Genomic DNA, 13,025 nt, shown 5'->3' on the forward strand with positions numbered 1-13,025 from the left:
TTATCGAGAGCGGCGGCAATCGTTTCGACCACAACACCTATCGCTTCCCAGACGGCGTACGCCCGCAATTCGTCTGGGGACACGCCTTGCTCGATTTCGCCGGCTTCCGAGGCAATGGCCAGGAGCTTAACGGTACCTTGGTCGCAATTGCGAAGTCCTCTAAGTGAGCGGAGGTTGGAATATTGGAATCCTCGTAACACCTTTGACCGCGCAAATGGCCATTTGAGCACGCGACAGACCTCGGTGGAGTCTACACAATCGCGTGGTCTGAGGTCAGGTACCGAAACGCAAACCCAGATGGCACTGCTCGAATCCCATGGTTCCGATGATGCTGTCGCTGCTGCGTCCAAGGCCACGCCGGCGATCGCCGCGCAGGCCCTGCCCGACGTCCCAGGCCCGAGAACCGGCATTGGCCGGCTATGGGAGCGTTTCAATGGCGGGTTCTGGACGCTGCTGGACCAGGGCGTCATCAGCCTCGGCGCCTTTCTGATCAATGTCCAGCTTGCCCGTCAGCTCGACACACCGCAGTACGGCACGTTCGCGCTCCTGCTTGGCAGCTTTTTCCTGTTCCAGCATTTCAATGCATCGCTCATCTACTATCCGCTCATGCTGAAGCTCGCCGGCGGCAAGGAGGAGCGCCCGTCGGACCTTGTTTTCGTGTCACTGATCTTGACGGCGCTTTCCACCAGTGCGTTCTCGATCCTCGTTACCTCATGCCTCATTGCTTTCGGTCACTCGGAGATCGCGTTTGCGGCGGCTGTCTATCTTGTGCTTTGGCAGCTGCAGGATGGCCTGCGCCGCGCACTACTCGCGCAGTTCAGTCATCGGACGGCCGCGATCGCCGATGGCATCACCTACGTCGGCGCTGCCGCCGGGATCGCCACCCTCGCCTATTCTCACACCCTCAGCGTGTCAAACGCGTTCTTTGCCATGGCCGGCACATGCGCGCTGGCCATCGCTGTCCAGGTCTATCAGCGCCCTCCAACACTCCTCCGCGACGGTAATGCGCGCGACTTGCTGGACAGCTTCTGGACGCACGGGAAATGGGCCTTCCTGAACGGAATCATCTTGATCGTGACGATGCAGGCGTTTCCTTGGGCGCTTGCAACGGCGCGCGGCCCGGCCGGCGCTGCGGCCTTCCAGGCGGTCTTGAACGTCGCCAATCTCGTGAACCCGATTGCCTTCGGACTGTCCAATATAATTCTGACCACCGTGGCTCAGACCTATGCAACCGGCACCATGCGAAGCGCCTGGAGAGCCGCACAGACCTACATAATCATTGGCACGACGCTGCTTTCATTTTGCGTCATTCCCGTGATGCTCATGCCTCACGCGGTGCTTGTCTTGTTCTATGGGGTCAATTCCCCCTACACGAACCTGGAGCAGGCCGTCGGCGTGATGGTGCTGGCGGTCGCCATCAACTCGATTGCCGAGATGATGAGCACGTTCGTCCATGGAGTGCAATCGGCCAAGCTTGCCGTGTGGATGAATGGAATAAGCCTCGCCGTTGTCGCGCTGCTCCTGCCGTTCGTCGGCTCGCATGGCGTTGCGGGATGCGCGCTGGTTCTCGGTGCCGCGAAGGTCGTTCGCCTTATCGCTGCATCCTGCATTGTCGCCCGGATGCTGTCGTCGGCGGAGCGCGCACGTCCGGAGGTATCGCTGGTGTCAACACCGGGAGAAGACAATGATTATCAGTATCGTCACGCCCGTCCTGAACGGCGGAAATGATCTGCGCGCGTGTATCGAGTCAGTGAAGGTGGAGACGCCTGGCGGAATCCTGATCGAGCACTTGATCGTTGACGGCGGGAGCACGGACGGCTCGGCCGAGCTCGCTGCTGCTTATGGCGTACGGGCGCTGCGGGAGCCAACAGTCGGTCTGACTGGGCGCATGAACATCGGCTATCGCGCCGCGAAAGGCGAGCTCATCGGCTTTTTGGGAGCCGACGATGTGCTGTTGCCGGGTGCCATGAAGGCCGTGGTCAAGGCCTACTGGCGCAGGCGGCGACGGTGGGTGGTCGGTGGTATCCGATGGATCGATCCCAACGGTCACAGCCTGGGGGAGTTTCGCGCTCCCCCGCAATGGATGACCGCAGCGGCACACGTGGCGCTGGACTGGAACGTGATCTCTCCGTTGGCGACTTACATGAACCGAGACTTCTTCGCGGAACTCGGCGGGTACGACGAGCGCTACGACGTCGCTGCCGATTTCCATCTATTTGCTCGCGCGCTTCAACGTGAGCCGTTCGAGCGGATCGCGCGGCCGCTCGCCTGTTGGCGCAGGCACCTGCGAAACTACAGCATCGTCCACACGGACCGCGCCACCCACGAGGCGCGTGCGATCCGGCAGTCGCTGGGCTTGCACGACGATCACGGCCGGCCGCTACGACGATACGCGATGAAAGCCTGGTTCAACCTGGGCAATCCGGGTTGGTGCGGACGCAAGCTGATCGAGCGAGCACGACTGGAGCTGGGCATGACGTGGCAGACAAGGCCATGAGAATCCTTCTTGTCCACAACCGCTACAGGTTTGCAGGCGGCGAGGATGTCGTCGTCGAAGCCGAAAAATCCATGCTTGAGGACCACGGTCACGAGGTCTCGCTGCTTGAGGCGAACAATGCGGAGATTTCGGGCGCACTGACCCAGGTCGCGACCGGTTTCACTGCCATCTATTCCCGGATCGCGAGGCAGCGTGTGGCCGCCGAGGTGGCGCGCTTCCGCCCGAGCGTCATGCACGTCCACAACTTTCTGCCCCTGTTATCACCATCAGTGTATTACGCCGCGCACGAGGCGGGCGTGGCCGTGGTGCAGACGCTGCACAATTATCGGCTGATCTGTCCCAATGGGCTGCTCCTTCGCAAAGGCAGCGTCTGCGAGCAATGCCTGGGAAAGACCGCCCCAATACCCGGTGTGCTTCACGCCTGCTATCGCGGCAGCCGGGCGGCAACCGTGTCGGTCGCCGGGATGCTGGTACTGCACCGCACATTGGGAACGTGGAGGACAATGGTGGACGCTTACATCGCCCTCACCGAGTTCGGCCGCGAAAAGTTCATCCGGGGTGGGCTGCCGCCCGATCGTCTCTTTGTAAAACCGAATTTTGTTCACTCGGCCGCCCCGCCTGGCCGGGGAGACGGCGGCTTCGCTCTCTTCATCGGGCGGCTGTCCGAAGAGAAGGGCATCCGTCCGCTGCTTATCGCGTGGAAACAACTCGGCATGAGCCTGCCTTTGAAGATAGCCGGCGACGGGCCCTTGAGAGCTGAGGTGCAGGCGGCCACTCAAGGCATGAAGAACGTCGAGTTGCTCGGGCATGTGAGCAAACACGGCATAGCGGAGCTGCTCCGGCGCGCCCACGTGCTGATCATTCCTTCCATATGGTACGAGGGGTTCCCGATGGCCGTCGTTGAGGCGTTTTCCGCTGGCGTGCCGGTGATTGCCAGCAATCTCGGCGCGCTCGGCGAGTTGATTGACGATGGCCGGACCGGATTGCACGCGCGGCCTGGCGACGCTGAAGACCTGGGCAGGAAGGTCGAGTGGCTTGCGGCGCACGACGAAGAGCGGCGGCGCATGCAGCAGGCCGCACGGCGCGAGTTCGAGCTTCATTATACCGCTGAACGCAATTGCGAGATGCTGCTCGCTATCTACGAACAGGCGCGCCGGCGGCTAAAGCCGAACTAGCTGCGCGCATTCGGCGGGGTACTTGTGGAAGGATTAACCCCAATGCCCCAAGGCCGTTCTGTCGCAACCGATCTATCCTCCCGCAAGATCTCACGCACAAGTCCGGCGCCTCAGCACTGACAGGATCAGCCCGCGGTGGAGCATTGCGACCTGCAGAGGAGCGCAAGCATGAATTGGCAAGCAGGCGATTGGGTCGAAGTTCGCAGCCGCGAGGAGATCCTGCGAACGCTCGACGAGAACGGACGGCTCGAAGGCCTGCCATTCATGCCGCAAATGTTCAAATATTGCGGCCAGCGATTCCCAATCTACAAGCGCGCGCACAAGACCTGCGATGCCCCAGGCAGCCTCGGGGGCCTCAAGCTCCCGCACGGCATTCATCTCGAGCACCGCTGTGACGGGAAGGCTTACGGCGGCTGCCAGGCGGGCTGTCTGATCTTCTGGAAGGAAGCATGGCTCAAGCCGGTCGACGCGAAAGTGAGGGCACAGGCCGGCAGGGAATTCGTCGCTCAGTTCCCGCCAGCCAGCCGTTGCGCCGAAAGCGATGTCTGGCGGGCAACCAAGCGCCCGCAGCAGCCAAGCGAACCGACGCGGTATTCCTGCCAGGCCACGGAAGTGCTCGATTTCGCTCGCCCCTTGAAGTGGTGGGATGCGCGGCAATATGCGGAGGATTACCTGTCGGGCAACACGCCGTTTAGCACGATCATAGGCGGATTCATCTATCAGACCTACTACTATGGCACGCTGGCGTTCAAGGAGAAGTGGGGCGCGCCGGCCCGCTGGCTCTATGATCGTTTTCAAGCCCTGCGGGGAGGCGTGCCATTCCCTCGTCGCAAAGGAAAGATTCCGGCCGGGCAGCTCACGCCGGTCGGCCGTCAGAGCAGGATCCGTCCCGGTGATCTCGTTCGCGTGAAGCCCCTAGAGCAGATCCTGGCAACGCTTGACACGGCTGGCAATAACCGGGGATTGCATTTCGATGCCGAGCTGGTGCCTTATTGTGGCAAAGTGTTCCGGGCCAAAACAATCGTCGAACGCTTCGTTGACGAGAAGACCGGCGTGATAAGGACATTGAAGACGCCGGCGTTGATCCTGGACGGCGTGTGGTGCCGCTCGCACTATAGCTCCAACAAGATGTTCTGCCCGCGCAGCATCTATTCCTGGTGGCGCGAGATCTGGCTCGAGCGCATCAGCGAGGAGCAACTCTACATTAGGGAGGTCGTGCCGACGGCGGAGGCGTGCCCTAGTGCTCGCGAGCAGCTTTCAAATATTTCAGGGGCAGAACAAACCGTGGTGTAACGAGCTTGCCCAGGCAATGTGTCTCCTCGCCCTTTGTGCGCGTGATCCAACATCAGAGAACGCCCCCCCCGCTCATCTTGACGTTCAACCCGGCCTCTCTCAAGGTCTGAGTCCAATCCGCAACTCTAAGTCCGATTGTGAACTGTCGCGTCGACGATCCGGTGGGGTTTCTAAGTCCGCCCGCGCAGCGCGTCCCATAGCCAATAAGACACGAAGATAAAGTGATATCGCAGGTAACGTGGGCCCAGTCGGAGCGGCTCCTTGCTCAACCGGTAAGCCCAGGTAAGCCCCAGCCGTTGCATCCACGACGGCGCGAACGAACGGCGGCCGCTGAGCAGCGCGAAAGCATCTCCCACTGCAAGGAACACACCGCGCCGGAAGCGCGCTTGGTTGTCGATGATCCACCGTTCCATCCGTACGCCTGGCAGCGCGACCCACACGAAATCCGGATCGGCGCGATTGATGATATCGGCGAACGACGCCTCGTCAGCCTCCGTGAAGGGTCGAAATGGCGGACTGAGCATACCGACAATATCGACATCGGGTTGCAATTGGACCAGCGCGCGTCGCAGTTCGACCAGGCACTCCTCGGAATCGCCGAAAAAAAAATGTCGCCACGGGCGCGGCGTGTGCCGCAACGCGTGTCGCATGAAGTAAGGACCGTACACGCGGTCCTTCAGGTCAGCCCCATGATAATTGAGCGCCCAGACAACCGGCATCCCGTCCGGCAACACCATGTCGAACCGGGCCAGGACCCTGGCGAATTCGGGGGTGTGCCGTGCCTCGCCAAGGATGTGGGTATTGGAGGGGCAGACCGCTGCGGCCCGCGGTTCACGAGCGAGCGCCTTGATGTCCGCCAGCGCAGAATCGTACGTGGCACAAGCGACCGACGTGCCCAAGACCCTGACCGATTTCAATGATCCGTCGGCTGGGTACACATCAGCCCGTGCAGAGCAGGATGGACCGGATTCAATCGGATTTCCACTCACAGATGCCATGGTGTGAAGACCCTCGTTCCCGATGCCGGAGCGAAGTCCCGGTAGCGCGTCCACGGACAGCAAATCACAGCGAGTTTCACATTGGGATGGTTTTCAAATTCATCCAAATTGGAGATCAGCTCGAACTCGTGGAGGCTCGGCGAATTGGCGGGGGTTGCAGCGAAGTCATGGATGAGAACGCGATGGCCGCGCCGTTTCAGTTGCTGAGCCAGGAAAAGTCCCGCCGCTTCCTCGGTAATATACGTCTCGGGCTTGTACGTGACGCCAAGAACCGCAACCGTGTCGCCCGGCTGGACCATGTCCTGCACTTTCTGAACGAGCTCTTGCTTGGTTCGCTCGTTGATCCGGTCCGAAGCCTCGGCCAGCGGCGCTTCCAGTCCGACCTGCCGGGCCGTGTAGGCCAGGAGACGGTTGTCGCGCGGAAAACAGGGGCCTCCGTAACTCAGGCCTGCGCGCAAATATTTTTTCCCGATCCGGCTGTCGCTTCCGAGCGCGTCGAGTATGGCGTGGATATCGGCCTTTGAATGACGCGCTGCTATCATTCGCAACTGGTTGGTAAAGCTGATCTTCATGGTGATGTAGCTGTTCAGCGATATCTTCGCGAGCTCGGCGCTGACAATGGACATACGGGCAATCCGCGGTGAATTGCGGTTGTATCTCTTGTAAAGTTGCTCCAGGGCCGCGCCGCTTTGGGGATCCGATTCGCCAATCAGCACAAGGTCCGGTTCCAACAGCCCATTGATGACGTCGCCCAGCGCAATGAACTCGGGATTGTAGCAGACGCCGAAATCCCTGCCGCAAATGCCACCGAGTTCGCGTTCTAACATGGGAACCAGAACCGCATCTACGGCACCTGGCGTAGTCGTTGAACTGCAGACAAACAGATGATTCCTTTTGCCAGCATCCTTCATCGCCTTGGCAACCGGCTGCATGGACTTCAACAAGAACTCGTTCGAAAAACTTCCGTCCGGCAGACTCGGAGATGGGGGAATAAAGAAGGTGGCGTCAGTGGCAACAGTTTCACGGGGGTCGAGAGTGGCACGAAGTCGTGAGCGTCCGGCTCGGATAGTCTCCGCGAGCAGCGGCTCATCCAGCGGCGCCACGCCCTCGTTGATCTTCTTAACCTTGTCCGGATCGACGTCCACTCCCACGACTTCGAGCCCGCGAGCTGCTAGCGTCGCAGCTATGCACGCCCCCAGTTTTCCTAGACCGCAAACCGAAGCTGTTTTGATCGGGTTCATGAGGAATGAGCACCTTGCGCCGTCGCACACGCGGCCGAGTGGTGAGAAGATGAAAGGCTGCCTTGATTGCATTCGTCGACGGAGACCCGTTCGAGCCAGATCTCGCGCCACCACAGATGGATGCTGCGAGGACAGAATATCCGCCGCCCACCATAACGCGCCTTGCAGCTGACGCCCTCCAGGATCACCGCCGGCGTATTCATGCGCCTCAGCTGTCCGGTCTTCTCGTCCACGAAGCGTTCAACACAGATACTGACGCGAAAGACCTTGCCGCAAAACGGTACGAGTTCGGCATCGAAGAAAAGACCTCTGTTCGAAAGTCTGGTGTCCAGCGTGGCAAGGATTTCCTGATAGGATTTGACCCGCACCAGGTCACCCGGCCGAAGACCCAGATCGCGTCTGGGCGTCGGCTGACCGAGCGGTATCGTTCCGTTCATTCTGGGGAACGGGACTCCGCCGGAGACGGCCTGGATACGATTGTACAGCCAGCGAGCTGGGCGTCCCCATCTGTCGCTGAAAGCAAGCGTTCCGTAGTAGTAGGACAGATAGAAAAGGCCGCGTGCTATCTCTCCCAACGTTCTATCGTGCGATCTCCATAACTCGGCATACTGCCGTACATCCCACCAGCTGAGTGGTGTCGTATAGTTGAGCAGTTCGGTGGCCTGACACGAATATCTCGTGTTTGCGCCAAGCTCCGGGCGCTTTGTGGCGTCCAGGACGTCGCTTTCCGTGCAACGTGGCGACGACTCCGCTTCCTCGTTCGGTGAATGGGTCAGGTTCGGCGCGTATTGCACCGGCCCGCCGACCCGCTTGAGCCAAGCGGCCTTCCAGAACATGAGGCAGCCGGCCTGACAACCACCGTAAGCACGGCCATCACAACGAAGGTTGAGATGATAGCCGTTGTGCAAGTGCCGGCCTGAGTAGTTTCCACTCACGGTGTCGCAGGTCTTGTACGCGGTCTTGTAAATACGAAAGCGCTGACCGCAATACCTGAACATTTGCGGCATGAAGGGCAGCCCCTCGAGGCGCCCATGCTTGTCAAGCGTTCTGAGGATTTCATCCTTGCCAAGAACCTCGACCCAGTCACCGGCGCGTGCTTTCATGCTCAACGTCTCATACGAAGGCTAACCTTGCACTATCGGCTACGAACCGACCGAGGCTGACCTGATTGCGAGATGTTAAGCCAAGATGCCCGATGAACCCGCGCACTAAAGCGGCGCAGGCCCTACCCTTGAGAGGTAATCCGGAGCAAGTGCAAGGGACATCTTTCGGCCAATCACGGCCCTAGAGGTGCAGGTCTGCGCGAAGCCTACCGCCGCTTGGCCTGCACCATCACACAAGCCATTGCGCAAGCCCCGCGCGCTATGGAGATCACCGCGGAACGGCCATCTAACAAGGGGTACCTCCTAAGATTCTAGTCCTGCACCGCTCCGTTTTGATTATAGTAGCAACACAACGCGTCGAGCCAATCGATGGGCCGGAGTAGGATGACTTTAGTTTGCGCGAAGGCACAGCAAAGGGAAGGACGATGGTATTCCCTGATGATCTATGCCTGGGCACTGGTGATACTGACAGCAGTTCTGCATGTCTGGCCGATAAATGTTGTCAACGCACAGTCGCCCGCTCCGCAAGCATACCGGATTGGCGTCGGCGACAAGCTTGCGATAACCGTATACGGCCAGCCCGACCTGTCCGGGGACTCGACTGTCGATCAGAGCGGCAATATCCGCCTGCCCATGGTCGGCGACATCTCCGCAATCAATCTTACGCTGGGTGAGCTCGAAGGCAGCATTTCTCATGCTTTTGCACAAGGTTTCGTCCGTGATCCCACCGTCAGCATCAGGGTAGCGGAGTTCAGTCCGATCTATGTGCTCGGCATGGTCCGGATACCGGGTCTTTATCCTTACCGCGAGGGCCTGTCGGTGCTTGGCGCCATAGCGCGCGCGGGCGGCATCGGACTTTCAGAAAGTCAGCAGGGCGGCCTGCTCAGCAACCTGTTGCAGGCCGAAGAACGTGTTCGACTGCTGGAAATCGGCCGCGTGGCTCTCCTTACAAGACACGCACGTCTAACCGCCTTACAGAACGGCCATGATCGCATCGATTTTCCTGATGTTTCAGGAGCCGTCGTCGATCCGGCTCGTATCGCGCAGATCCGCGACGGCGAACAGGTTGCGTTCAAAGCGGAGCGGGAGGCTCTCCAACAGGAGACCGAGGCACTGCAGAATCAGATTCCGCGTCTTGAAGCCGAGATTGCCTCACTCAATCATCAGTTGGAGCTCGAACAGCAACAGCGCAACCTCCACCACGAACTTGTCGCGGATTTCGATCAATTGAATAAGACCGGACTAGCACGCAAGTCGACCTACATCGAGGTCAGGCGCGAGGAAGCGCGCATAGAGGAGGCCATCGGGCGTCTACAATCGGACTCGCTGAAGGCGGAGCTCTCGATCGGCGATGTTCATTTCAAGATCGCTGAACTGCGCAACACGTATCAGCGCCGCGTGACGGCAGAATTGCGGGAAACCGATCGATCACTTCTGGATTTGACTGTTACACTTCCAGCCGCGCAGCACGCCCGTGCGGCTCTTGCCCGGCAGATCGGGCTTGTGACTGCGGCGCAAGCGCAGCCGCCAGCCATAACGGTTATCCGCGCCAAAGGCACCAGTAATGTGAAATACGCGGCGGCCGCCGACTTCCTGCTGCAGCCTGGAGACGTCGTGCAGATCGGCTCGCTGTTTCCATCCACCCTCGAACTGCCCCGCGACCAATTCGAGGTCTCCGAACAGAACCCAGCGCAAGGCGAGACCTCAGCGCGGCCCGAAAGCGCCGCCGCGGCAAGAGCGAGCGCACTTGGATTGGCTCGGACAGCCGAGTGAGCGCACCTCAACCGACATCTCCGCACGACGCCAAACACCACGCACTTCGGCCTCGCGCGCGGTCCTGACCAACGGTCCGGCGACTGTCCGCTCCGCGGCGCGCGCCTTGCAAAGGGATGAGGCAAGGTGCGACAGCTGCATGACAATTCCTCCAAGAGTCCTTTTTCATTTCGCTACACCTCCGTGTTGAACCAGCCACAACGAAGACGGCACGTGACGATCGGGCTACTCCTTCTGCGCGCTTGAGAGAGCGACCATTCGCCGTAACGTGGTTGTCGCGAGATGATCCTGGTGAACGTTGATGACGGAGGCGGTGGATCAGATGGATCAGATGTCAAAATCGTTAAAGCCATGGGCGTTGGTTACAGGCGCGGGTGGCTTCATTGGCCATCATCTCGTGTCGTATCTGAGGGCAAATGGCTATCGCGTCCGTGGCGTCGACATCAAGCTTCCCGAATATTGCAGCACCGACGCCGACGAGTTCCTGCTGCTCGACCTTCGAGAACTCAGAAACTGCCAAACCTGCACGGCGCGGATGGACCTCGTCTACCACTTAGCTGCCGACATGGGCGGCATTGGATATATCACCGCGTCACATGCCGGGATCGCCTACAACAACTCCCTGATGAATCTCTACATGCTGGAAGCATCGCGCAGAAACGACGTCGGACGATTCCTGTTTTCGTCATCCGCTTGCGTCTATCCGCACGGCCTGCAGATATCGCCTGATGTGACACCATTGCGCGAGGAGGACGCGTTTCCCGCACAGCCTGAGGAAGGTTACGGCCTCGAAAAGCTCTACGCCGAGAAACTCTGCCAATACTATATGGAAGACTACGGCCTCTATACGCGCGTCGTGCGCTTCCACAATGTGTACGGACCGCTCGGCACCTACGATGGCGGTCGTGAAAAGGCACCGGCGGCGATGTGCCGAAAGGTCGCGTGCGCCCAAAGTCCAGGCGCGATCGAGGTCTGGGGAGATGGCAGGCAGACCCGCTCGTTCATGTACATCGACGACTGCGTCGAGGGTATTCATCGCATCATGCGATCGGATTATAGAAATCCGCTCAACCTCGGCACGGACGAACTGGTCAGTGTCGATGAGCTTGCCGAAATCGTCATCGAGGTATCTGGAAAGAAGATCGCGCTCGTGCACGATCTTACAAAGCCGCAGGGAGTGCGCGGTCGAAACAGTGACAATACGCGTCTGCGTTCGGTCTTGCGCTGGGAGCCGCAAATCACGTTGCGCAAGGGGATTATCCCTACCTACAGCTGGATTGCTGCCCAAACGGAGAACGCCACGCCGGGCGCGACCGTAGCGGCGGAATAGTCGCGGCGGAAAATCGAACTCAGGCATTGAACGGCGGATGGCCGATGTCAAACGTCGAAGCGCGCGTCGCCCACCCATTGCCGCCACCCAGCAGCCCGCCGTTCGGCGCGGGCAGTGGAGTTCGCCCGGGATCTGCCGGCAAGAGAGGTCGACGGCAGTGGGGTTTCGCGGCAACGATTCTTGCAGGCGAGATCGTATCCAGCACCCTCGCCGTCGCTGCGGCCGCATTGATCGTCGTTGCATGCTCACGGGCCGACCAGTTTGGCCTGATCGGTCGGATGCAGACGCAAATGAGCATCCTGCTGCTGCTGTTGCTTGGAATCAGCGGTGCGCTCGGGCTCTACCGATCCAACATCAGGAACCCGCTTGAGCGTTTCCGGCTGCGCCTGACGGCAATGATGCTGTTCGTCTTCGCAGGCACGCTGCCGTGGATACGCCAGGGGCCGTTGCTGGAATTGGCAGTTGTGCCGCTGGTCGGTGCGGTCGCATTGGTGCTCGGATTGTGGGGTGAGCATCTGATCCGCAGCCGCCTCATGCGACGTTCGCTTTACGGTGCCCCAACCGTAATTCTCGGCAACGGCGCAAGCAGCCGGGTGATGGCTCGCCTGTTGCTCACCCACCCCGGGTGCGGTCTCCGGCCCGTAGGTTTCATCGACGATGGCGCATGCCATGAGATCGATGCCTCCCTGCGGCAGCATGGCCTTGACGATGCCGATACGACCCTCCCCGTGCTCGCTACGCTTGATGGATGGCGGGCCGGCAACCAAGCAGAGGTGGTCGTCGTGCCGGACTATGAGTACCTCCCCCGAAATCCCGCCGCGCTTTATCGGCTGGGTATTCGACAGGTCCTGCTGATCACACCGCTAGGCGAGTTTCCAAGCTTCGGAATTCACGTTCGCAATGCGGACTGCTTCGTCGCTCTGGAACTGGGCGGACGACCGCATCATTCCCGCCCGAATCTGAAGCGCGCCATCGACCTGGTCTTTGCGCTCCTGCTCTTCCTTCTCACCGCGCCGCTCATCGGACTGCTCGCACTCACGGTCAAGCTCGCCGATCCCGGCCCGGCCTTCTACGGCCAGTGGCGCGTTGGACTTCATGGCCGGCCAATCCGAGTTCTGAAGCTGCGCACGATGTATCGCGATGCCGAGCAGCGGCTCGAGAAGCTGCTGGCGAGCGATCCTGGTCTGCGTGAGCACTGGGAGCGCTATTTCAAGTTGGCTATTGATCCGCGCATCTTGCCACACGTCGGCAGTCTGATGCGCCGCGCCAGTCTTGATGAGCTCCCCCAGCTCTGGAATGTGATCCGTGGCGATATGAGTCTGGTGGGACCGCGACCGTTTCCCGCCTACCATCTGGATGCATTTGACGCGGAGTTCAAGGCGCTGCGGGCCACCGTCCCACCCGGACTGACCGGCTTGTGGCAGATCTCATCGCGCAGCAATGGTGATCTCGAGGTGCAGCGGGCCGCTGACTTGTTCTATATCAAGAACCGCTCCTTTTGGCTCGATCTCTACATCCTCCTTGCAACGTTACCGGCGGTCATCGGCGCGCACGGCGCGAAGTGACGCGCGAACAAGAGTACAACCATTCTTCGGCGGGTATTGCCTGGCTTTTG

General features: G+C 60.2%; 10 protein-coding genes. 7 read left to right on the top strand and 3 right to left on the bottom strand.

The features are described from left to right. Positions 1-297: 297 nt before the first annotated feature. The 4 genes from JOZ76_RS29510 (at position 298) to JOZ76_RS29525 (ending at position 4,965) form a co-directional block, all read left to right on the top strand. Entirely contained in the window at positions 298-1,728 is a 1,431-nt protein-coding gene (locus JOZ76_RS29510) for a lipopolysaccharide biosynthesis protein (protein ID WP_291704734.1), read from the top strand. Next, positions 1,685-2,497: a glycosyltransferase gene (locus JOZ76_RS29515; protein ID WP_291704736.1), complete on the top strand. Its 813-nt coding sequence runs from the start codon at positions 1,685-1,687 to the stop codon at positions 2,495-2,497. Before JOZ76_RS29510 ends, JOZ76_RS29515 begins: the two co-directional genes overlap by 44 nt. Further along, positions 2,479-3,672 carry a glycosyltransferase family 4 protein gene (locus JOZ76_RS29520; RefSeq protein ID WP_291704738.1) on the top strand — a complete coding sequence of 398 codons (1,194 nt, stop codon included), beginning with the start codon at positions 2,479-2,481 and terminating at the stop codon, positions 3,670-3,672. Before JOZ76_RS29515 ends, JOZ76_RS29520 begins: the two co-directional genes overlap by 19 nt. A gap of 168 nt (positions 3,673-3,840) precedes the next feature. Then, complete coding sequence (locus JOZ76_RS29525) at positions 3,841-4,965, top strand: hypothetical protein (protein WP_291704740.1); 1,125 nt, start codon at positions 3,841-3,843, stop codon at positions 4,963-4,965. Positions 4,966-5,135: 170 nt separating this feature from the next. Here the strand turns inward: JOZ76_RS29525 and JOZ76_RS29530 are convergent, their stop codons facing one another. The 3 genes from JOZ76_RS29530 to JOZ76_RS29540 all read right to left on the bottom strand — a co-directional run bounded on the left by JOZ76_RS29530 (position 5,136) and on the right by JOZ76_RS29540 (position 8,307). Next, entirely contained in the window at positions 5,136-5,864 is a 729-nt protein-coding gene (locus JOZ76_RS29530; RefSeq protein WP_291704742.1) for a WecB/TagA/CpsF family glycosyltransferase, read from the bottom strand. Between the two features lie 86 nt (positions 5,865-5,950). Then, positions 5,951-7,204, bottom strand: coding sequence for a nucleotide sugar dehydrogenase (locus JOZ76_RS29535; RefSeq protein WP_291704744.1), 1,254 nt, complete (start codon positions 7,202-7,204; stop codon positions 5,951-5,953). Next, on the bottom strand, positions 7,201-8,307 hold the full coding sequence (locus JOZ76_RS29540) for a hypothetical protein (protein WP_291704745.1): 1,107 nt from the start codon (positions 8,305-8,307) through the stop codon (positions 7,201-7,203). Before JOZ76_RS29540 ends, JOZ76_RS29535 begins: the two co-directional genes overlap by 4 nt. 438 nt (positions 8,308-8,745) lie before the next feature. Here JOZ76_RS29540 and JOZ76_RS29545 point away from each other — a divergent pair, with 438 nt between their 5' ends. The 3 genes from JOZ76_RS29545 (at position 8,746) to JOZ76_RS29555 (ending at position 12,975) form a co-directional block, all read left to right on the top strand. After that, positions 8,746-10,080 carry a polysaccharide biosynthesis/export family protein gene (locus JOZ76_RS29545; protein ID WP_291704747.1) on the top strand — a complete coding sequence of 445 codons (1,335 nt, stop codon included), beginning with the start codon at positions 8,746-8,748 and terminating at the stop codon, positions 10,078-10,080. Between the two features lie 331 nt (positions 10,081-10,411). Then, positions 10,412-11,410 carry an NAD-dependent epimerase/dehydratase family protein gene (locus JOZ76_RS29550; RefSeq protein WP_291704764.1) on the top strand — a complete coding sequence of 333 codons (999 nt, stop codon included), beginning with the start codon at positions 10,412-10,414 and terminating at the stop codon, positions 11,408-11,410. 44 nt (positions 11,411-11,454) lie between these two features. After that, a complete protein-coding gene (locus tag JOZ76_RS29555) occupies positions 11,455-12,975 on the top strand; it encodes a sugar transferase (RefSeq protein ID WP_291704749.1) in 1,521 nt (506 codons plus the stop codon). The last annotated feature ends 50 nt before the right edge of the window (positions 12,976-13,025 follow it).

This window comes from Bradyrhizobium sp. (assembly GCF_019244115.1).
Classification (GTDB): Bacteria; Pseudomonadota; Alphaproteobacteria; order Rhizobiales; family Xanthobacteraceae; genus Bradyrhizobium.